Origin of the sequence: Streptomyces sp. NPDC007917 (assembly GCF_042959105.1) — a bacterium.
In the GTDB taxonomy this organism is placed as follows: domain Bacteria; phylum Actinomycetota; class Actinomycetes; order Streptomycetales; family Streptomycetaceae; genus Streptomyces.
In genome coordinates, this window is sequence record NZ_JBIBKK010000026.1 from 54,386 (window position 1) to 73,820 (window position 19,435).

Annotated in this window: 16 protein-coding genes, 1 other RNA gene and 4 pseudogenes; 12 read left to right on the forward strand and 9 right to left on the reverse strand. The window is 71.5% G+C overall.

Features of this window, described 5'->3' with window-relative positions; all coding sequences use genetic code 11:
• Positions 1 to 3: 3 nt before the first annotated feature.
• The 3 genes from ACFZDL_RS36345 (at position 4) to ssrA (ending at position 2,172) form a co-directional block, all read left to right on the forward strand.
• Positions 4 to 1,206, forward strand: a complete 1,203-nt coding sequence (locus tag ACFZDL_RS36345) for a S41 family peptidase (RefSeq protein WP_353594918.1) — start codon at positions 4 to 6, stop codon at positions 1,204 to 1,206.
• Positions 1,207 to 1,224: 18 nt separating this feature from the next.
• A complete protein-coding gene (smpB, locus tag ACFZDL_RS36350) occupies positions 1,225 to 1,704 on the forward strand; it encodes an SsrA-binding protein SmpB (RefSeq protein ID WP_353594917.1) in 480 nt (159 codons plus the stop codon).
• Positions 1,705 to 1,802: 98 nt separating this feature from the next.
• Positions 1,803 to 2,172, forward strand: a transfer-messenger RNA (tmRNA) gene (gene ssrA / locus ACFZDL_RS36355).
• A gap of 62 nt (positions 2,173 to 2,234) precedes the next feature.
• Here ssrA and ACFZDL_RS36360 read toward each other — a convergent pair.
• Positions 2,235 to 2,450, reverse strand: a pseudogene (locus tag ACFZDL_RS36360) (winged helix-turn-helix transcriptional regulator); the annotation flags it as partial.
• Here ACFZDL_RS36360 and ACFZDL_RS36365 point away from each other — a divergent pair.
• Positions 2,449 to 3,060: pseudogene (locus tag ACFZDL_RS36365) on the forward strand (NAD(P)-dependent oxidoreductase). The pseudogenes ACFZDL_RS36360 and ACFZDL_RS36365 sit on opposite strands and share 2 nt — an antisense overlap.
• Positions 3,061 to 3,100: 40 nt before the next feature.
• Here the strand turns inward: ACFZDL_RS36365 and ACFZDL_RS36370 are convergent.
• The 7 genes and pseudogenes from ACFZDL_RS36370 to ACFZDL_RS36400 all read right to left on the reverse strand — a co-directional run bounded on the left by ACFZDL_RS36370 (position 3,101) and on the right by ACFZDL_RS36400 (position 9,255).
• Positions 3,101 to 3,952, reverse strand: a complete 852-nt coding sequence (locus ACFZDL_RS36370; RefSeq protein ID WP_353594916.1) for an SDR family NAD(P)-dependent oxidoreductase — start codon at positions 3,950 to 3,952, stop codon at positions 3,101 to 3,103.
• Positions 3,953 to 4,126: 174 nt separating this feature from the next.
• Positions 4,127 to 4,558 (reverse strand): annotated as a pseudogene (locus tag ACFZDL_RS36375) (methyltransferase); the annotation flags it as partial.
• A gap of 198 nt (positions 4,559 to 4,756) precedes the next feature.
• Positions 4,757 to 5,209 (reverse strand): annotated as a pseudogene (locus ACFZDL_RS36380) (LacI family DNA-binding transcriptional regulator); the annotation flags it as partial.
• A gap of 110 nt (positions 5,210 to 5,319) precedes the next feature.
• Positions 5,320 to 6,084: a carbohydrate ABC transporter permease gene (locus tag ACFZDL_RS36385; RefSeq protein ID WP_353594962.1), complete on the reverse strand. Its 765-nt coding sequence runs from the start codon at positions 6,082 to 6,084 to the stop codon at positions 5,320 to 5,322.
• Between the two features lie 53 nt (positions 6,085 to 6,137).
• Entirely contained in the window at positions 6,138 to 7,061 is a 924-nt protein-coding gene (locus ACFZDL_RS36390) for a sugar ABC transporter permease (protein WP_353594961.1), read from the reverse strand.
• A 14-nt stretch (positions 7,062 to 7,075) separates the two neighbouring features.
• Entirely contained in the window at positions 7,076 to 8,368 is a 1,293-nt protein-coding gene (locus ACFZDL_RS36395) for an extracellular solute-binding protein (RefSeq protein ID WP_353594915.1), read from the reverse strand.
• 146 nt (positions 8,369 to 8,514) lie between these two features.
• Entirely contained in the window at positions 8,515 to 9,255 is a 741-nt protein-coding gene (locus ACFZDL_RS36400; RefSeq protein WP_353594914.1) for a TetR/AcrR family transcriptional regulator, read from the reverse strand.
• 105 nt (positions 9,256 to 9,360) lie between these two features.
• On the opposite strand from ACFZDL_RS36400, the gene ACFZDL_RS36405 reads away from it, so the two are divergent.
• Positions 9,361 to 10,341, forward strand: coding sequence for an NmrA family NAD(P)-binding protein (locus tag ACFZDL_RS36405; RefSeq protein ID WP_353594913.1), 981 nt, complete (start codon positions 9,361 to 9,363; stop codon positions 10,339 to 10,341).
• Positions 10,342 to 10,345: 4 nt separating this feature from the next.
• Here ACFZDL_RS36405 and ACFZDL_RS36410 read toward each other — a convergent pair whose 3' ends face one another.
• Positions 10,346 to 11,431: an MFS transporter gene (locus tag ACFZDL_RS36410; RefSeq protein ID WP_353594912.1), complete on the reverse strand. Its 1,086-nt coding sequence runs from the start codon at positions 11,429 to 11,431 to the stop codon at positions 10,346 to 10,348.
• A 479-nt stretch (positions 11,432 to 11,910) separates the two neighbouring features.
• On the opposite strand from ACFZDL_RS36410, the gene ACFZDL_RS36415 reads away from it, so the two are divergent.
• The 7 genes from ACFZDL_RS36415 (at position 11,911) to ACFZDL_RS36445 (ending at position 19,417) form a co-directional block, all read left to right on the forward strand.
• Complete coding sequence (locus ACFZDL_RS36415; RefSeq protein WP_353594911.1) at positions 11,911 to 13,053, forward strand: transposase; 1,143 nt, start codon at positions 11,911 to 11,913, stop codon at positions 13,051 to 13,053.
• Between the two features lie 129 nt (positions 13,054 to 13,182).
• A complete protein-coding gene (locus ACFZDL_RS36420) occupies positions 13,183 to 14,202 on the forward strand; it encodes a LysR family transcriptional regulator (RefSeq protein WP_353594959.1) in 1,020 nt (339 codons plus the stop codon).
• A 114-nt stretch (positions 14,203 to 14,316) separates the two neighbouring features.
• Complete coding sequence (locus ACFZDL_RS36425; RefSeq protein ID WP_353594910.1) at positions 14,317 to 15,711, forward strand: nitrate/nitrite transporter; 1,395 nt, start codon at positions 14,317 to 14,319, stop codon at positions 15,709 to 15,711.
• A 194-nt stretch (positions 15,712 to 15,905) separates the two neighbouring features.
• Complete coding sequence (locus ACFZDL_RS36430; protein WP_353594909.1) at positions 15,906 to 17,144, forward strand: uroporphyrinogen-III synthase; 1,239 nt, start codon at positions 15,906 to 15,908, stop codon at positions 17,142 to 17,144.
• A 233-nt stretch (positions 17,145 to 17,377) separates the two neighbouring features.
• A complete protein-coding gene (locus ACFZDL_RS36435) occupies positions 17,378 to 17,968 on the forward strand; it encodes an ABATE domain-containing protein (RefSeq protein ID WP_353594908.1) in 591 nt (196 codons plus the stop codon).
• Positions 17,969 to 18,161: 193 nt separating this feature from the next.
• Positions 18,162 to 18,650 carry a sigma-70 family RNA polymerase sigma factor gene (locus ACFZDL_RS36440; RefSeq protein ID WP_055414278.1) on the forward strand — a complete coding sequence of 163 codons (489 nt, stop codon included), beginning with the start codon at positions 18,162 to 18,164 and terminating at the stop codon, positions 18,648 to 18,650.
• Positions 18,647 to 19,417, forward strand: a complete 771-nt coding sequence (locus ACFZDL_RS36445) for a zf-HC2 domain-containing protein (RefSeq protein ID WP_353594907.1) — start codon at positions 18,647 to 18,649, stop codon at positions 19,415 to 19,417. The genes ACFZDL_RS36440 and ACFZDL_RS36445 overlap by 4 nt, the downstream gene beginning before the upstream one ends.
• Positions 19,418 to 19,435 lie beyond the last annotated feature (18 nt).

The following is a 19,435-nucleotide window of genomic DNA, read 5'->3' on the forward strand; positions in this document are numbered from 1 at the left end:
GGCATGTCGGGCCCGTGTTTGTTCGTCCGGCCCCGCCGCATTCGCCGTGGGGCCACCCTGATCGTGGTCTTCGTGAGCGTGCTGGCCACGGGGGCCGCCGTCGGCTCCTGGGGCGCCGAGGCCGAGGACGGCCGGGACCCGGCCGCCGCCCGGATACCGTCCCGTTCGGTGTCGAGCACCGTCGAGAGCGACGAGGTCAAGGCGGCCGCGGCCCAGGCCGAGGAGGACGGGAAGTCCGGCTCCAAGGCCGCCCGGGAAGTGGTCAGCCGCAGCGGGGACCGATGGGGCGCGGTCTACAGCGCCCGCGAGTACGAGGGCTTCCGCCGCAATCTGGACGGCGAGTACGTGGGCGTGGGCATCTCCGCCCGCGTGGGGCCCGGCGGCCGGATCGCGGTCGACCGCGTCCAGCCCGGCAGCCCCGCCGCGAAGGCCGGCATCCGGGCCGGTGACCGGCTGCGCACCGTCGACGGCCGCACGGCGACCGGCCGCCCGGTCACCGAGGTGGTGTCCTGGCTGCGCGGCGGCGCGGGCGAGGCCGTGGGCAGCCGCGTCGAGGTCGGGCTGCAGCGCGGCGGGCACAGCTGGCGGCAGACCCTGCGGCGGGCACGCCTGGCCACCGAGCCGGTGACCGTCGACCGCCTCACCGATCAGCACCCCGCCGCCGTCCGGATCAAGGTCGAGGCCTTCACCCGTGGCTCGGGCGACCAGGTCCGCCGCGCGGTGCGGGCCATCCCCAAGGGCGAGGGCATCCTGCTCGACCTGCGCGGCAACTCCGGCGGCCTGGTCTCCGAGGCCGTCACCACCGCCTCCTCCTTCCTCGACGGCGGGCTGGTCGCCACGTACGACGTACGGGGGGAGCAGCGGGTGCTGGAGGCCCGGCGGGGCGGCGACACCGACTCCCCCCTCGTCGTCCTCGTCGACGGCGGCACCATGAGCGCCGCCGAGCTGCTCACCGGCGCCCTCCAGGACCGCCGCCGGGCCGTGGTCGTCGGCTCCCGGACCTTCGGCAAGGGCTCCGTCCAGATGCCCAGCGAGCTCCCCGACGGCTCGGTCGCCGAGCTCACCGTCGGCCACTACCGCACCCCCACCGGCCGCGGCGTCGACGGCAAGGGGATCACCCCCGACCTCTCCGTCCGCGGCGACGACGAGAAGCGCGCCGAAACGCGCGCGCGGACGGTATTGAGTGGCCTCGGGGGCGGGTCATAGTGCGAGAATGGCCACGCTATGGCTAAAGAGACGGGGCGCAAGCTGATCGCGCAGAACAAGAAGGCGCGGCACGACTACCACATCCTCGACACCTACGAGGCCGGTCTGGTGCTGACCGGCACCGAGGTGAAGTCGCTGCGGCAGGGTCGGGCCTCGCTGGTGGACGGCTTCGCACAGCTCGACGGCGGCGAGGCGTGGCTGCACAACGTGCACATTCCGGAGTACAGCCAGGGGACGTGGACCAACCACTCGGCGCGCCGCAAGCGGAAGATGCTGCTCCACCGCGCGGAGATCGACAAGCTGGTCGTCAAGACCCAGGAGACCGGCCACACCCTGGTCCCCCTGGCGCTGTACTTCAAGGACGGCCGCGCCAAGGTCGAGGTCGCCCTCGCCAAGGGCAAGAAGGAGTACGACAAGCGGCAGACCCTGCGCGAGAAGCAGGACCGCCGCGAGGCCGACCGGGCGATTTCCGCGGCCCGACGGCGGCAGCGGGCCTGACCGGCGGGAATACGCTGGCACTGTCCAGCGTTGTTCCCGTACGATGAGGCAAGCACGCCCCTTCAGGGGTGCGCGGCACCACCTTGATAACACCACATGGGGATGATCGGTTTCGACAGCGGCTGTCGAAGCAGGGGAAGCGAGCCGAGGAAGCGGCAATGATCTCGTAAACCATATGCCGAAACCAATAATCGCCAACACCAAGCGCGATTCCTTCGCCCTCGCTGCCTAAGTAGCGACTTGCGAAGTGTCAGCCCGGGGCTGTTCCCGACCCGGATCCTGGCATCAGCTAGGGGACTAAACCACTAGGTCCGGTCACGGGGCCTGGTGGGAAATCAAACAGTGACTGAGCCCGTCGGAGACTTGTCCGCGTGATCTCCGGGGCCGAGAAAATCACAGCGGACTGCGCTCGGAGAAGTCCTGGTTCCACACCGTTGGACGCGGGTTCGATTCCCGCCATCTCCACTCATCCCATGTACGACGAGGGCCCCGCGGTCAGCCGACCGCGGGGCCCTCGTCGCGTTCGGGCCCCACGCACATGCGAAATACAGCGGCTCCAACATGCTGCGACCCAGCGGCGTCAGCGCGTACTCCACCCCGAGTCTCGGGTCGGCGTGCACCGTGCGTGAGACGAGCCCGCTCCGCTCCAGGCCACGTAGTGACTGTGTGAGCACCTTCGGGGTGACGCGGTGCAGTGGCACACGCAGCTCGGAAAATCGACGGGGGCCGTCTTCCAGGCAGCGTATTTTCGGGGCCGGTGGCCGGGCCGGCCGGCAGGCTGTCGCTGACGCGCGTCGGCGTGGACACCAGGTCACCGCAGTGGTCCGCGACCCGTCCCGCTACAGCGGCTCGGCGGACGGCGGCGTACGGATCGCCGCCGGGGATGTCACCGAGGCGGCGCATGTCGCCGCCCTCGCGGCTGGGCATGACGCCGCGATCAACGCGGCGGCGACAACCGACCCGGGGGCATTCTTCACCAGCGCCGCACACGCCGTCATCAAGGGCCTTCGGTAGGCCGGCGTGGACCGGCTCGTCGCGGTCGGCATCGCAACGCTACTGCCCGGCCCCGATGGGACCCGCCTGCTCGACACACCCGGTTTCCCCGCCGAGTTCCGGCCCTTCTGCCTGGCCCACGCCGACGGGCTCAAGGTGCTTCGGGCCGAAGGCGCCGCGCTGGACTGGGTGTACGTCAGCCCAGTCGGCGACTTCGACCATGAGGGAGAGCGCACCGGCCATTACGGGATCCGCGAACACGGTGACCTCGCGGCGCGCATCTCCTACGCGGACTTCGCCCTCGTCCTGCTCGACGAGGCCGAGACCCCACGACACCACCGCAGCCACCTGGCCGTGACATGACGACCGCGACCTGGTGACACCTCCAGATGCCCGGCCGGAATCACCGATCTGCTTCGGCCAGGTTGCCGTGAGCCTCGGCGGAGAGGTCCTGCCAGTCGGCCCAGGTCTTGAGCCGGTCGGCGTACGCCTGCTGGAGCATGGGGTAGAAGCCCTGGCCGAAGAGCACGCGCAGGGGCGGGTTGTCGGAGTCGACGATCTTGAGGAGGGTCCGGGCCGCGGCGGCCGGGTCGCCGGAGGGCTGCTTGCCCATGACGCCGGCGAGGCGCTGGCGGAGGCCGTCGTAGACCGGGCTGGGCTCGGACATGTGGCCGTTGGCGAGGGGGTCGGGGTTCTTGCCGTCCCTGGTGGCGAACCCGGCGGGCTCGATGACGGTGACCTTGATGCCGAAGCCGGCGACTTCCTGGGCGAGGGTTTCGTTCAGGGCTTCGACGGCCCACTTGGAGACGTGGTACGCGCCGCCGAGCGGCATGGCGATGAGCCCGGCCGCCGAGGACAGCTGGATGATGTGCCCCGAGCCCTGCTCGCGCAGGTGGGGCAGCGCGGCCTGGACGACCCACACCGGGCCGAACAGGTTGGTCTCCAGCTGGTCGCGCAGATCCTGCTCGGTCAGCTCCTCGATCGCGCCGATCTGGGCGTAGCCGGCGTTGTTGACGATGACGTCGAGACGGCCGAAGTGTTCCTTGGCCCGCTTCACGCTCTCGAAGACGGCGGCCTTGTCGGTCACGTCCATCGGGAGCGCGAGCACCGCGTCCCCGTAGGCGGCGACCAGGTCGTCAAGGCTTTCGGCGGTCCGGGCGGTCGCGGCCACCTTGTCGCCGCGGGACAGGGCAGCCTCGACGAAGCAGCGGCCCAGGCCGCGCGAGGAACCGGTGACGAACCAGATCTTGCTCACGATGTCGTTCCGTTCTGTCGTTGGTGGCTGCTGCACCAGGTACGTGATTGCCCCTGAGACACCGGCAATCCGATCCCTGTGACAGCGCACCTGTGTGACGTGCGCCATAGGCGGGCGTCGGCGGCCGGTCGTGGATTTTGGTCAGCTGGCGGCGGGGCCCTCGTCGTGCGGGACTCAGACGAGGCGGTGTTCCCAGCGCAACGCGGGACCGTCACCGATCCAGTACGTGTGGGAGCGGGGGGTGAGGCGCAACCGCACGGTGCTGATGTCCGGGTGTCCGGCGTCCTGCCAGGCGGTGAGTGCCTGCTCGATGTCGTCCCACAGCGCCACCGGTCCGCCCTGCCGGACGGTCCACCCGGAGCCGTGCTCGGCGAACGCGGCGAAGGACTCGCGGTCGGCGTAGGCGGTGCGCGCCGACAGATCCCCCGCGAGCGGTGCGGCGGCCTGGGAGCGCGCCTGCATGAACGACGACTCCCCGATGATCCGCCCGTCGGCCGTGCCGTCGTCGTTCACGGTGACTTTGGCGAGGCCGGTGCCGTACGCCCACGAGCCGGGGGCGAGGGTGGTGAGGATGATGCCGCCCGGCTCGGTCTGACGTACCCAGGTAGCCGACGGTCAGCCGACCGCGGGGCCCTCGTCGCGTTGGGGGACGGCGCCGAGCCTTGCCATGAGCAGGGCCACGCACAGCTCGGCGAGGTCGTCGGGCTCGGGCGGTCCGGGGTGGGCGTCCGGCGGGCCGTCGGCGGAGGTGGTCGGGGCGGCCGGGTCCGGGAAGCCGACGCAGAGGGGCCTGGTCGGGGCCGTGGCGCCGTCCAGGGGGGCGACCAGGACGCAGGGGCGCCCCAGGTCGCGCAGCAGCAGCAGGCGGGGGTCGCCGGGGCGGTGGGTGGCCATGATGATGATGCCGTCGACCATGGCGCTGTCCGCGACCCGGCGCAGCCCCTCCGCGCCCTCCTCCTGGGTGAGGAGCAGGACGTCGTGGTCGTGGCGCCGGGCGGCGGTGACGAGGTGGGCGGCGAACCGCATCGCGGCCGTGATGTCGTCGCCCTCGCGCAGCGGGGTCACCAGGGCCAGGACCCGGGTGCGGCTGCCGGCCAGGGCGCGGGCTCCGGCGTGCGGGCGGTAGCCGAGCTCGTGGATGCTGGCGTGGATTCGCCGCCGGGTGGCCTCGGAGATCGGCCGCTTGCCGCTGAGGGCGTAGCTGACCGTGCTGGGCGAGACCCCGGCGTGCTTGGCCACGTCCGTGATCCTGACCATGGAGCCCCCTTCTCGGCACTGTGGCGCCGGCTGTGCGGTGGATACAGGACAGCGACACGCCGTGGCATCGGCGTGTCGCTGTCCTGTATCCACCACAAACGCACGGGCGGTCACTTGACCGCGCCCACGGCGATGCCGCGGGCCAGCGTCCGCTGGAAGATCAGGAAGAACAGGAACGCGGGCAGGACCCCGAGCAGGGCGGCCGCGTTGGTCATGGTGGCGTCCATCAGCCGCTGGCCCTGGAGGACGCCGAGCGCCACCGACACCGTCTGGTTGTCGTTGGAGATCAGCATGACCAGGGGCAGCAGGAACTCGTTCCAGGTCCAGATGAAGAAGAAGACCAGCAGCACCCCGATCGTGGGCCGGCTGACCGGCACCACGACCCGCCACAGCACCTGCCATTTGTTCGCGCCGTCGATCCTGGCCGCCTCGATGACCTCCTTGGGGAAGGCGCCGAGGACGGAGGAGAGCAGATACGTGCCGAAGGCGGACTGGATGACGGTGAAGACGAGGATGACGCTGAGCCGGGTGTCGTACAGGCCCACCTCCTTCAGCAGGTAGTAGACGGGGTAGACCAGGGCCTCCTGCGGCAGCATGTTCGCCAGGACGAAGAAGGCCAGCACCCAGGGGCGGCCCTTGATCCGGCCGATGCCGATCGCGTACGCGTTGAGCACCGACAGGACCACCGCGAGCACGGCCACCGAGCCGGAGATCAGCACGGAGTTGATCAGCTTCTGGCCGAAGTCGACCCGCTCCCAGAAGTCCTTCAGCCCGTCGAGATACAGCCCGTCGGGCAGGCTCAGCGGTCCGTGGGCGGAGTACTCGGCGGGTGATTTGACGGCGTTGAGCGCGACGATGACGAACGGCGCCACCATGAACAGGGCCGCCACGACCAGCGCGACCAGTACCGGGTATCGCGTGACGGCCTTCACCGGTCCTGGTCCTCCGCCCGGGTCTGCAGACGCAACGCCACCAGGGCCAGCGCCAGGATGAGTACGGTCAGCACGGTCGACACCGCCGAGCCGTAGCCGATCTGCGTCTTCTCGAAGAAGCTCTGGAAGGAGAAGTACGAGGGCACATTGGTGGCCCCGCCGGGCCCGCCCTTGGTCAGTACGTACACGGCGCCGAAGACCTTGAGCGCGGCGATGGTGCACCAGAGCAGCACGACGTAGATCTCGGGCCGGATCTGCGGCAGCGTCACATGCCACAGCCGCCGCCACCAGGAGGCGCCGTCCAGCTCGGCGGCCTCGTGCAGGGCCGGGTCGGCGCGCTGCATCCCGGCCATGAAGACCACCAGCGGGAAGCCGAGCTGCACCCAGACCATCACGCCCATCACGCTGTAGAGCGCGAAGTCCGGGTCGCCCAGCCAGTCGTGGCGCAGCGAGCCGAGGCCGACCGCGTTCAGCAGTTCGTTCAGCGCGCCGTTGTCGGGGGCCAGGATCCAGCTCCAGACGATCCCGGCCACCGCGATCGGCAGCACCTGCGGCAGATAGAAGCAGGCGCGCAGCACGGTCGCGACACGGGTGCCGATGTGCTTGGCGATGTAGTCGAACAGCGCGGCGGCCAGGACCAGGCCGATGGCGGTGGGGATCACCGCCATCGCCAGGACCATCGCGAGGCTGTGCCGGAAGGACTCCCAGAAGGCGGAGTCGTCGAGCAGCGTGCGGTAGTTGTCGAGCCCGGCCCAGGACGGGGTGCCGACCCCCTGCCAGTGGGTGAGGCTCAGCCCCGTGTTCATCAGGAACGGGACGACGATCACGGTGAGGAAGGCCAGTGCGCCGGGGATGAGGAACAACGCGTACGGATACTCGCGCCGTCGTCCCGGACCCTTGGTGCCGTGGGCGGGTTTCATGCCTTCGGCGGGTTTCATGCCTTCGGCGCGCCCGACTCGTACGCCTTCTTCAGCGCGTCCAGGTAGTCGTCGGGATCCGTGCTGTCGGTGATCAGCTTCTGTGTCTCGGAGACGAGGGTGTCGTAGAAGCCGGGCACCGGCCAGTCCGGGTAGAAGGCGAGCCCGTCGTTCTTGGCGAGCGTGTCGAAGTTCTCGATCAGGCTCTTCGACTGCTGGTCGGTGATGGCCGAGGAGTCGGCGGCCACGGGCACGCCGCCTTTGTCGCCGAGCAGGTTCTGGATGCCCTTCTTCATCGTGATGTCGATGAAGTCGTAGGCGAGTTCCTTGTTCTTGGCGCCCTTGGGGACCACCCACAGATTGCCGCCGGAGCCCAGCGTCAGTTTGGAGCCGGGCCACAGGAAGGTGCCCCACTGGTCCTTCATCTCCGACTTGAAGCGGCCGAACCACCAGCTGCCGGAGAAGAACATCGGGTTCTTGCCCGAGAGGAACGCCGTCCCCGCGTCCTCGGCCTTGGCGCCGCTGGAGCTCTTGGCGATGTAGCCCTTCTTCACCCAGTCGGCGAAGGTCTCGGCGCCGTAGGTCCACGCCGCGTCATGGAAGTCGGGCTTGCCCTTGTACAGCTCGTACGAGTCCACCCAGGAGCGGTCGGCTTTGCTCAGCGCGAGCTGGTAGAGGTACTGCTGGGCGGGGTATTCGGCACCCCCGTTCGCCAGCGGGGTGATGCCCTTGGCAGTGAAGGTGTCCAGGGCGGTGGTGAACTCCTCGAAGGTGGACGGGACCTTCACCTTGTACTTGTCGAAGAGGTCCTTGTTGTAGAAGACCATTGTGTACTCGGCGTAATTGGGCACCCCGTACCAGTTTCCGGAGCCCATCGCGCCCTGCGCGTCGTACCGGCTGGCGGTCTGGACCCCGGCGCTCAGCGGCTTGTCCCAGCCGCGTTTGGTGACCTCGGGCGTGAGGTCGGTGAGCAGACCCTGTTTGGCGGCGAGGCCGGCTGTGGCGTTGCCCTTGGGGTACTCCAGGACGTCCGGGGCGTCGTTGGAGTTCAGCACCATCGAGGCGGTCTTCTGGATCTGTTCGAAGCCCTTCTCCTCGAACTTCACCGTGACGCCCGGGTGGCTCTTCTTGAACTCCTCGATCGCCTGTTTCCAGGCCGCGCCCATCGCGCTGTTGGCGGCCTCGTAGTGCCAGAGCTTGAGCGTCTTGCCGTCGCCGTCCCCGCTGTCCGAGCCGCATCCGGTGAGCGCCGCGGCTCCCACCAGGGCGGCGGCCAGGAGGGCTGCCGTCCGTTTCCGTGCCTTCAACATCCGCTGCCTCCGGGAGGGGTGGAGGGGACACGCACGATCGTCGAAGCGCTTCGATGGAGGAAGGTAGGTGGGGCCCTACGGGTACGTCAATGGCGTTGACGAAATGGGCGGGTGGGTCTGGCCGCATCACCAGTCGGGCCGCGGCGTCATCGTCCGACGCGACGGCGGTGGGCTCGTTGCCGGCAGGTCGCGCCGCAGTAGCGGGCGGGGCGGCCGGTGGTCCGGGCGTCGAGCCGGGCCCCGCACTCCTCGCACCTCGGCAGGGTTCCGTGACGACCACCCGGTACGTCACGGAACCCCGGCTCTTTCGTGACGGGCGTGGGAGGCCGCAGGCACTCCAGTGCCAGGTGCACCATCCGGGTGCCACTGGCCCGGTCGCGATGGGTGGCCCGTATCGTCGCGCACCCGACGGTGAGCGCGGCGACGTCATCCGGGCCGACGTCGGCGCGGACCCCGCCGGCCTGCTGGGCCGCGCGGAGCAACTCCTCCAGTGCTCGGCGGAAGCGCCGCACCGAGGCGGCGAGCATCGGCCGCGGCCAGCTCGCGTCGGAGACCACGACGTCACAGACGTGCTTGCGTCCGGACGACTTGTCGACGACCTCGAGGAGGAACCCGAAGAACGCGGCGGTGGGGGAGGTTTGGGCGGCCCATCGCCGAGCCGCGGCGACCAGGTCGTCGACATGCTGGACGAGTACGGCCTCGAGCAGGATCTCCTTGCTCGGGAAGTGCCGGTACACGGTGCCGGTGCCCACCCCCGCCTGACGCGCGATCTCGCCGAGCGAGACATCGAGGCCGTGCTCGGTGAACGCCCGCACCGCGGCGAGGAGCACCTTCGCGCGGTTACGGCGCGCGTCGGCCCGGCCGGTGTCATGGAGAGCTGTCGTCATGTCACGTAATCCTTGTCCGTCGCGCCTAACCGGGTGGAGCATTCCACATCGACCCCGGGTCCACGCTGACCGTGCCCATCGACACCCCCGGGGCGGAGGAACGACATGACCACTCAGCCGGTACGCCCCGCTGCCACGCCCGGCGGGCCCTTCGATGATCGTCCGGTCGTCGTGACCGGTGCGACCGGCCGGCAGGGCGGCGCCACCGCACGCCGGCTCCTGGCGGCCGGCAGACCGGTGCGTGCGCTGGTGCGTGACGCGACCGCCCCCGCCGCCACGGCGCTGGAGGCCGCCGGGGCCGAAATCGTCCGCGCCGACTTCGACGACCCGCCCAGCCTGCCGGCGGCGCTGGAGGGAGCCGCGGCACTGTTCGCCGTGCCGCCGGTGGTGTACGGACCGGCCGGCCCCGACGCGGAACGGGAGCTCGCCCGCGGACGGGCGCTGGCCGATGCCGCGTCCGCCGCGGGAGTCGAGCACGTCGTGTTCACCGGCATCGCGTCCACGCCCGACCCGTTGGCCGCTTCCCTGGGCAAGCGGCGCATCGAGGACTACCTGCGTGAACGGATTCGGCTGGTGACCGTCCTGCGCCCGGTGAGGTTCATGTCGAACTTTCTGGCATCGCCGGCGATCGGCTTTGACGGCATCGCGGGAGGCGTGCACCGGCACATCTTCCCGCCGGATGAACCTGTGCAGATCATCGCGCTGGAGGACATCGCGGAATTCGCGATGATGGCCTTCGACGAGCCGGACCGGTTCGCCGGGCGGACCCTGGAGCTGGCCGGGGACGCCCCGACCCCGACCGAGGCGGTCGCCGCGATCAGCGCGGCCACCGGCACGGCCGTGCGCTACGAGCAGCTCACCCACGACGAAGCCGTCGCCCTCAGCCCGGAAATCGCCCACGCCAGGGAGCGGTGGACAGCCGGCGCGCGCTGGCACGCCGACATCGAGGTACTGCGCGTCGTCCACCCCGGACTGCGTACCCTCACGGACTGGCTCGCGGAATCCGGTGCCGCCGCACTGCGCGCCCGGCTCCTCGGCGCGGCCCGGCCGGACGACGGGCCCGCCCGCGGTGTGCCTCGCGGGTGAGGCGTCAGGCCCCGCCCAGCGACCGCCGCAGCCGTCCCGAGCCGGTCGCCGCCGCCAGCAGGGCCAGTGCCGCGGCCGTGGCGGGCGCCGCGTAGCCCGCGGTCGGGCCCAGGTGGTCGACCGTCCAGCCGGCCGCCGCAGCGCCCGCTGAGATGCCGACGAGGAGGCCGGTGTACGCGGTGGTCATGCCCTCGTTGAGGCGGGCGGGAGGGGTCAGCCGGTGGACGAGGGTCATGCCGCTGATCATCGTCGGCGCGGTCGCCATGCCCGCGATGAACAGCAGCGGTGCCAGCGTCGCCAGTCCGGTCGCCGTCAGCAGGGGAAGGACGGCCACGGCCATGGCCGCCACCCCCGCCAGGAAGCGCGCCGCCGCCGAGCCGCGGAGCGGCAGCGCGCCGAAGACCAGGCCCGCCGCGCAGGACCCGGCCGCCTGCAGCGCGAGGACCGCGCTGCTCGCGGAGGTGTGGCCGTACGACTCCACGGCCGCGACCGTCGCGACCTCCATCGAGCCGAACACCGCGCCGGTCGCCAGGAAGGTGATCACCACCACCCGCAGCCCCGGCGAGCGGGTCAGCGGTTCCCGGCCGGCGGAGGACGGCCGCGGATGCGGCGGGGGCTCGGTGCGGCGCTGGGCCGCGAAGAGGAGGGTGCCGACGACGAGCAGCGCCGCCGCCGTCGCCAGCCCCGCCTCCGGGAACACCGCCGTGCACAGCACCATCGCGAGCGCCGGGCCGGCCATGAAGCAGACCTCGTCGACGACCTGCTCGAAGGAGTTGGCGGTGTGCCGGGCGGCCGCGTCGTCGCGGTGGACGGCAGCCCAGCGGGCACGCGTCATCGAGCCGAGGCTGGGCACGCCCGAGGAGCCCGCCGCGCAGAGGAACAGCGCCCACGCGGGCGCCCCGTGGCGGACGCACAGCAGCGTCGCCGCAGCCCCCAGCGCGAACACGGCGACCGCCGGTACCGCGACCCGCGCCTGTCCGTGGCGGTCCACCAGCCGCCCCAGCAGCGGCCCGGTCAGGGCCGTCACCGCGAGGCCGGTGGCCGAGACGGCGCCCGCCAGGGCGTACGAGTCGCGAACGGTGGCGATCATGACCACCATGCTGACCCCCAGCATCGCCCCCGCCACCCGCCCCAAGAACGCGGCCAGCGTGAACGCGACCGTTCCGGGCGCGGCGAAGAGCTGGCGGTAGGGGGAGAGGAATGAGCGGCGGGGTAGGTGGGGCGGGTGGGCGCCCGGCACGGCGCTCGGGTCACCGCCGCGCGCCGGACCGCTCGGCGTACGGCGCGCGGTCGGCACTACTGGCCTGGAGGCGAGGAAGAGGATCACCCCTCCACGGTCGCGGGCGGGCCCGCGACTGGTCCAACACCTGATGCGCGGCTATTCACACGCCCTTGTTGTCAAAGCCGCGCGCTGTTGACTGAGTCGTGAAGGGCCCACGTCATGTCGCGTGCGGTGGGATTGGCGCGGTGACTGCCCGTAGACGAGGCAGCCAATCATCAAGTTGACAATTGTCAACCGGGGCGATCACGCTTACGGCGATGTCCGAGACCGCCCAGAGGAGGTGAGCTGTGAAGCTGCGCTATAACGAACGGGTCTACCCGACCAGCGGTCAGCAGCTCATGCTCGCACGTACCTTCGGGTGCGCTCGTGTGGTCTACAACGACGGGCTCAGGCTGCGGAACGAGGCATACAAGCGGGGCGAGCCGTTCATTACGGACGCCCAATTGCAGAAGCTCATCATCACCGCGGGCAAAAAGACGACGGAGCGGGCCTGGCTGAAGGAGGTGTCCTCGGTCGCGCTGGTGCAGTCCCTGGGGGACCTGCACGCGGCATACCGGAACTTCTTCGCCTGGCGGCGCGGGGACCGGAAAGGCCCCAGGATGAACCCGCCGAAACTCAAGAAGAAGACCGGGCGGCAGAGCGCACGCTTCACCCGCAACGGGTTCATTCTCCGCGAGGACGGCACCCTGTTCATCGCGAAGGTCGGCAACATCAAGGTTGCCTGGTCCCGGCCACTGCCGTCCGAACCGTCCTCGGTCACGATCATCAAGGACCCGGCAGGACGTTACTTCGCATCCTTTGTCGTCGAGACCGACGACAAGCGGCTGCCCGAGCTGGACTGGGAAGAGACCGACACCGGTATCGACCTTGGCCTGTCCCCCTACGCGGTGCTGCGGGGCCGGAAGATCGCGTCCCCGAAGTTCTTCCGCCGCCAGGAGAAGAAGCTCCGCCGCGCCCAGCGCACGCTCTCAAGGCGCGCGAAGGGATCGAACAACCGCCGTAAGGCCAAGCTGGCCGTAGCAAAGATCCATGCCCGCATCGCCGACCAGCGGCGCGACTTCATCGAGCAGGAAACCGCCCGGATAGCCCGCGAGAGCCAAGCGGTCTATCTGGAGGACCTGAACGTCAAAGGCATGGCCAAATGCTTCGGCAAAAGCCTGCACGACCAGAGCCTGGGCATGTTCGCCCGTACCCTCGAAGCCAAGTGCGCCCGGTACGGACGGACCTTCGTCAAGGTCGACCGGTTCTTCCCCAGCACGCAACTGTGCTCGGCCTGCGGCGCCCTCACCGGCCCGAAGGGGAAGGCCGGGCTCAAGATCCGCACCTGGAGGTGCGACTGCGGAGCCGTGCACGACCGGGACGGGAACGCCGAGATCAACTTGCGTGCCGAAGGACGGCGCATCCTCGCCGAAGGACGAGCGGAGAGGTGAAACGCCTGTGGAGCCCGCGTAAGACCTCGCAAGCCGGGGCAGTGGGCGTTGAAACAGGAACCCCCCGAGACCCACACACGTGGGTGGCAGGAGCCCTGCTTCAGGGCAGGGAGGACGTCAGTGCACCGTATGCCCCAGGACATCGAGCCGCGCCTGCTGCGCGCCTTCGCCGCCGTCGCCGACGAGCTGCACTTCACCCGGGCCGCCGCCCGGCTGTACGTCGCACAGCAGGCGCTCAGCCGTGACATCCGGCGGCTGGAGCGCGAGTTGGGCGTCGAGCTGTTCGTACGGACGACCCGGCAGGTGGCGCTGACCGCCGAGGGGGCGCGGCTGTTGCCGTACGCGCGGCGGGTGTTGGCGGCGCAGGAGGAGCTGGCCGCCGCGTTCGGGGGCGGTGGGGCGGGGGCGGGGCGGCCGCTGGTCGTGGACATCAGTGCGCCGGTGTCCACCGGGAGCGAGGTGCTGGCCGAGGCGCGCGGGCGGGTCGCGCCCGAGGTGGAGCTGGTGGCGCACTTCCACAGCGGGCTGACCGGGGCCGCCGCCGAACTGCTCGCGGGGCGGTTGGACGTGTCGTTCGGCCGGGTCGGCGGGCTGGACCCGGCCGTGCTCGCGCGCCTGGACCACCAGTTGGTCCGGTATGAGCGGATGGCCGTGGTGCTGCGCGAGGACCACCCGCTCGCCCGGCTCCCCGAGGTGCCTCTGGACGCGCTCGCGGGGGAGGTGCTGTACGCGGCCGCGGGCAACGAGGCCACCGCCGAGTGGACGGACCTGGCCGCGCAGCTGTTCGCGGGGGGCGGCATCGCGATGGCCGAACCGTTTCCGCAGATCGAGGGCGTCGAGGAGTTCACCCGGGTGGTGGCCAAGCGGCGCTGGTCGGTGCTGGCGAGCACGGTGTTCATCACGATGCCCGGCACCGTGCTGAGGCCCCTGACCGGCCCCGTGCCGCTGTCGCCCGTCTCCATGGTCTGGCGCCGCGGGCTGCGCCACCCGGGCCTGGACGCCCTGCGGGCGGCCGCCGCGGCGCTCGGCGCGGCCGGGGGCTGGCTCGACGTCCCGCCGGGCAGCTGGCTGCCGAGCCCGGAGGCGGCGGAGGCGAACCAGGTGACAGCCCTGGTGGAAACCCTCACCGCGCCCCCCACCCCCGGGTGAGAGCAAGGTTTCGTCCGCGTCACGTGCCGCCACAGCCCGGAAATCCGTACTTCCTACCGTCGTCGGACAGCGAACCCGCGCATCAGGGCGACACCCGAGAACTGTGGAGGCGTGATGACTGCCCCGACCACACCCACCGCTCGCAAGGGGGGCCGCTGGATAGAGCAGTGGGACCCGGAGGACGAGACCTTCTGGAAGGAGAAGGGCGAGAAGATCGCCACCCGCAACCTCCTGTTCTCGATCCTCTCCGAGCACATCGGCTTCTCCATCTGGAGCCTGTGGTCGGTGATGGTCCTGTTCATGGGGCCGGAGTACGGGGTGGACCCGGCCGGGAAGTTCTTCCTGGTCGCGATGCCCACCCTGGTCGGCGGGATCCTGCGGGTCCCCTACACCTTCGCCGTCGCCCGCTTCGGCGGCCGCAACTGGACGATCCTCAGCGCCATGTTCCTGCTGGTGCCGACCGTCGCCGCCGCCGTGGTGATGAAGCCCGGAACCTCGTACACCACCTTCATGGTCGTCGCGGCGCTCACCGGCGTCGGCGGTGGGAACTTCGCCTCCTCCATGACGAACATCAACTCCTTCTACCCGCTGCGGAAGAAGGGGTGGGCGCTCGGCCTCAACGCGGGCGGCGGCAACATCGGCGTACCGGTCATCCAGCTGCTCGGCCTGCTGGTCATCGGCACGGCCGGCGCGGCCCACCCACGCGTGGTGCTGGGGGTCTACATCCCGCTGATCGTGGTCGCCGCGCTGCTCGCGGCGCTGTTCATGGACAACCTGGCGCCGGTGCGGAATGACACCGGGGCCGCCAAGGAGGCGGCCCGGGACGCGCACACCTGGATCATGTCGTTCCTGTACATCGGCACCTTCGGGTCGTTCATCGGCTACAGCTTCGCCTTCGGGCTGGTACTCCAGAACCAGTTCGACCGCACCCCGCTTCAGGCCGCCTCGCTCACCTTCATCGGCCCGCTGCTCGGCTCCCTCATCCGCCCCATCGGCGGCCGTCTCGCCGACGCCTACGGCGGCGCGCGGATCACGCTGGGGAACTTCGCCGCCATGTCCGTCGCGGCCGTGGTGGTCGTCTACGCCTCCGCGGAGAAGTCCCTGTCCGTCTTCCTCGTCGGCTTCATCGCCCTGTTCGTCTTCAGCGGGCTCGGCAACGGCTCCACGTTCAAGATGATCCCCGGCATCTTCCAGGCCAAGGCGGTCGCGCGGGGCCTCGCGGGCGAGGAGGCGGCGGCGTACGGGCGGCGGCTGTCGGGCGCCGCGATGGGGCTGATCGGCGCGGTGGGCGCGCTGGGCGGGCTCGGTATCAACCTGGCGTTCCGGGAGTCCTTCCTGAACGCGCACACCGGGACCCCGGCGTTCGTGTCCTTCCTGGCCTTCTACGCCCTGTGCTCCGCCGTAACCTGGGCCGTATACCTCCGCGGGGCCCGGTCGGCCGACCGGACCGCCACGGCGGAGGCGCCTGAGCAGCAGGGCGCGCCCCAGCCCGCGTACGCGGACGTCTGAGCCGGGCGGGAGCGGCCCTGGAGGGGCGGTCGGGCGGGGAGCGTACGGCGCACAAGGCGCACGCTCCCCGGCCGTACGCTCCGTTACACCCGGGAAACCTCCGCGAACCGTGACCGTCACCGGGGGGCCACAGGATGGCCGTCGAGATGAGGTCGCGGAGGGCGCCCATACGACAGCGGATCGGGACGAGAACCATGCACCGAGACCACAACGCCGCGACCACGGCCCCGAAGGAGCCGGAGGGGCCAGAGGAGCCGAAGGGGCCAGAGGAGGCGCGGGAGGCGCAGGAGTCAGGGGCGCCCGCCGCCATCGGGCCGCTCGCCGGGTTCACCGTCGGCGTCACCGCCGCCCGCCGCGCCGACGAGCTCGCCGCGCTGCTGCGGCGGCGGGGCGCGGCCGTCATGCACGCGCCCGCGCTGCGCATCGTGCCGCTCGCCGACGACGCGGAACTGCTCACCGCCACCAAGCAACTGCTCGACCACGCCCCCGACATGGTGATCGCGACCACCGCCATCGGCTTCCGGGGCTGGGTCGAGGCCGCCGACGGATGGGGCCTGGGGGACTCGCTGCTGGCCCGGCTGCGCGGCGCCCGGCTGCTGGCGCGCGGGCCCAAGGTGCGGGGCGCGATCCGGGCCGCCGGGCTGACCGAGGAGTGGTTCCCGGCGTCCGAGTCGCTGGCCGAGGTGCTGGACCGGCTGCTGGAGGAGGGGGTCGACGGCAGCCGGATCGCGGTGCAGCTGCACGGCGAGCCGCTGCCCGGCTTCGTGGAGTCGCTGCGCGCGGCGGGCGCGGAGGTGGTCGGCGTGCCGGTGTACCGGTGGATGCCGCCCGAGGACATCGGCCCCGTGGACCGTCTCCTGGACGCGACCGTCGCCCGCGCCCTGGACGCCGTCACCTTCACCAGCGCCCCCGCCGCCGCGAGCCTGCTGGACCGGGCCGAGCGGCGCGGTATGCGCGCGGAGCTGCTGGACGCGCTGCGCCACGATGTGCTGCCCGCCTGCGTCGGGCCGGTCACCGCGCTGCCGCTCGAGGCCCATGACATCCCCACCAGCCAGCCGGAACGCTTCCGCCTCGGCCCGCTCGTACAGCTGCTGACCCATGAACTGCCGGGCCGCGTGAGGCCGTTGCCGGTGGCCGGGCGCCGGCTGGAGATCCGCGGCCACGCGGTGCTGGTGGACGGCGAGCTGCGCGCCGTACCGCCGGCCGGCATGGCCCTGCTGCGCGCCCTGGCCCGCCGCCCGGGCTGGGTCGTCGCCCGCGCCGACCTGCTGCGCTCCCTGCCGGGCGCGGGGCGCGACGAGCACGCCGTCGAGACGGCGATGGCCCGCCTGCGTACGGCCCTCGGCGCCCCGAAGCTGATCCAGACGGTCGTCAAGCGCGGTTACCGGCTGGCGCTGGATCCGGTCGCGGACACCAAGTACGCCGACGTGTGACCGGCCGCCGGGCCCAACTCCCTTGTGGCCGTGGGGTGATGGCCGGGTCCGCGGGGGTTCCGGGCTCGGGCCCGGGCGGGCACTCTGGGGTTGCGCACGTGTCGGCGGTCGCGTACGTCTCGGCGGTCGCGTACGTGTCCGCGGTGGGTACGTGTCCGAGGCCGCGTGCGTGTCCGCGGCCGGTACGTGTGCGCGTGCCCGGTCAGCCCCCGGCCCGAAGGAGTGACAGGAACATGGCGTCGGCGTCGGCCTACGACCTGCGGTTCGACTCCGGGCGGCTCTGTCTGGATCTGGTGGCCACGGTCGGCGGGCGGCTGAGCGAGGCGCCGGTCGAGCGGCTGGACGGGGTGGAGCGGCTCAGGGCGTGGCTCGTCGGCGCCGGTCTGGTGCCCCGCGGCACCGCCCTCGATGTCGTCGACGGCAGTTGGCTCGCCCGCTTCCGCGCCGCCCGCGACCTGCTCCACCGCATCGTGCACACCGAGGTCGAGGGCCGCGCCGCGGGTGCCGACCTGGAGCGGGTGAACGCGCTGGCCGCCACCGCCCCGCCCGCCGTGCGGGCCGTGCGCACCGCCGACGGCAGCCTCGTGCGCAGATTCGCCGCCGTGCCCGACTGCGGCGCGCTGCTGGCGCAGGTGGCGCGGGACGCCGTGGAGCTGCTGACCGATCCGGTGGCGCGCGGGCAGCTGCGGCAGTGCGAGGGGGAGACCTGCTCGCTGGTCTACCTCGACACCTCGCGCGGTCGCCGCCGCCGCTGGTGCTCGAGCGAGGTCTGCGGCAACCGCGAGCGCGTGGCCCGGCACCGCCGCCGGGTCACCCGGGCCTGACTGACGGGGGCGTCACCCCAGGTCAGCCCAGCGGGCGTACGCCCGACAGGACTGCTGTATAGCGCAATTGAGCAACCCTCGCGGCGTTTTTGTTGAACCTGGAAGTGTAACCGCACGTACCCCCTCGACCGCGCGGTAGGGATTACGCAAGGATGCTCCCGTGACCGAGAGGACGACACCGGACGACGCGCTGATGCGCGCGCTCTACGAAGAGCACGCGGGCCCGCTTCTCGCCTTCGTCCTGCGCCTGGTCGCGGGCGACCGGCACCGGGCGGAGGACGTGGTCCAGGAGACGCTTCTGCGGGCCTGGCGCAACGCCGATCAGCTGCGGACCACCGGCGGATCGCTGCGCCCCTGGCTGGTGACCGTGGCCCGGCGCATCGTCATCGACGGTCACCGCGGCCGCCGGGCCCGCCCCCAGGAAGTGGACGCGGCGCCGCTGCACGCCGTGCCCGCCGCCGACGAGATCGACCGGGCGCTGCGCATGATGACCATCTCCGACGCGCTCGCCGACCTCACTGATGCGCATAGGGAGGCGCTGGTCGAGACATACTTCAAGGGGCGTACGGTGAACGAGGCGGCTGAGGTGCTGCGCGTACCGCCCGGGACGGTCCGGTCCCGGGTCTTCTACGCGCTGCGTGCCCTGCGGCTCTCGCTGGAGGAACGGGGGGTTACGGCATGATGCCTGCAGCGGAGGATCAGCAGCACACCGCCGTCGGCGCTTACGCCCTCGGTGTCCTGGACCCGGCGGAAGCCGCCCGCTTCGAGGAGCACCTGCTCGGCTGCGACCGGTGCGCGGCGGAGCTCGACGAACTGATGGGCATCCCGCCGCTGCTGGCCGAGTTCGCCACCTCCACCGACGGCCGGACCGTGCTGGACCCCGCCACCATCACCGCCCGCCCCGGGCCCGAACTGCTCGGCCGGCTGATGGACGACGTCGCCACGAGCCGCCGCGGGCGCCGCAAGCGCCGGCTGTACCTGGTGGCCGCGGCCGCCGCGCTGATCATCGGCGGCCCGTTCGCCGGTGCCGCGCTGACCTCCGGCGACGGCGGCGACAGCGGCGGGGGCGGCGGCAAGGTGGTGGCCAGTCCCGCGAAGGCGGCGTTCGACCAGGGCCAGAAGACCGGCTCGGTCGACCCCGCCACCAAGGTCGACGCCACCGTCTCGCTGCAGGCGAAGGGCTGGGGCACCTCGGTGGCCCTCAAGCTCGGCAATGTGAAGGGCCCGAAGTCCTGCGACCTGGTCGCCGTCGGCAAGGACGGCCACGAGGAGACCGTCACCACCTGGGCGGTGCCCAGCACCGGCTACGGCATCAAGGACGGCGACGCGTCCCGCTGGAGCAAGGACCCGCTGTACGCCCTGGGCGGCGCGGCCATGAACCCCGACGAGATCGACCGCTTCGAGGTCCGCACCCTGGACGGCCAGCGGCTGGCGGTGGTGAAGGTCTAGCCGGTGAGGGTCTGGCCG

Coding starts and splice junctions, on each gene's coding strand:
- ACFZDL_RS36345 (WP_353594918.1), top strand. CDS start 4: ATGTCGGGCCCGTGTTTGTTCGTCCGGCCCCGCCGCATTCGCCGTGGG.
- smpB (WP_353594917.1), top strand. CDS start 1,225: ATGGCTAAAGAGACGGGGCGCAAGCTGATCGCGCAGAACAAGAAGGCG.
- ACFZDL_RS36385 (WP_353594962.1), bottom strand. CDS start 6,084: ATGGTGGCGCCGTTCGTCATCGTCGCGCTCAACGCCGTCAAATCACCC.
- ACFZDL_RS36390 (WP_353594961.1), bottom strand. CDS start 7,061: ATGAAACCCGCCCACGGCACCAAGGGTCCGGGACGACGGCGCGAGTAT.
- ACFZDL_RS36395 (WP_353594915.1), bottom strand. CDS start 8,368: ATGTTGAAGGCACGGAAACGGACGGCAGCCCTCCTGGCCGCCGCCCTG.
- ACFZDL_RS36400 (WP_353594914.1), bottom strand. CDS start 9,255: ATGACGACAGCTCTCCATGACACCGGCCGGGCCGACGCGCGCCGTAAC.
- ACFZDL_RS36405 (WP_353594913.1), top strand. CDS start 9,361: ATGACCACTCAGCCGGTACGCCCCGCTGCCACGCCCGGCGGGCCCTTC.
- ACFZDL_RS36410 (WP_353594912.1), bottom strand. CDS start 11,431: ATGATCGCCACCGTTCGCGACTCGTACGCCCTGGCGGGCGCCGTCTCG.
- ACFZDL_RS36420 (WP_353594959.1), top strand. CDS start 13,183: ATGCCCCAGGACATCGAGCCGCGCCTGCTGCGCGCCTTCGCCGCCGTC.
- ACFZDL_RS36425 (WP_353594910.1), top strand. CDS start 14,317: ATGACTGCCCCGACCACACCCACCGCTCGCAAGGGGGGCCGCTGGATA.
- ACFZDL_RS36430 (WP_353594909.1), top strand. CDS start 15,906: ATGCACCGAGACCACAACGCCGCGACCACGGCCCCGAAGGAGCCGGAG.
- ACFZDL_RS36435 (WP_353594908.1), top strand. CDS start 17,378: ATGGCGTCGGCGTCGGCCTACGACCTGCGGTTCGACTCCGGGCGGCTC.
- ACFZDL_RS36440 (WP_055414278.1), top strand. CDS start 18,162: ATGCGCGCGCTCTACGAAGAGCACGCGGGCCCGCTTCTCGCCTTCGTC.
- ACFZDL_RS36445 (WP_353594907.1), top strand. CDS start 18,647: ATGATGCCTGCAGCGGAGGATCAGCAGCACACCGCCGTCGGCGCTTAC.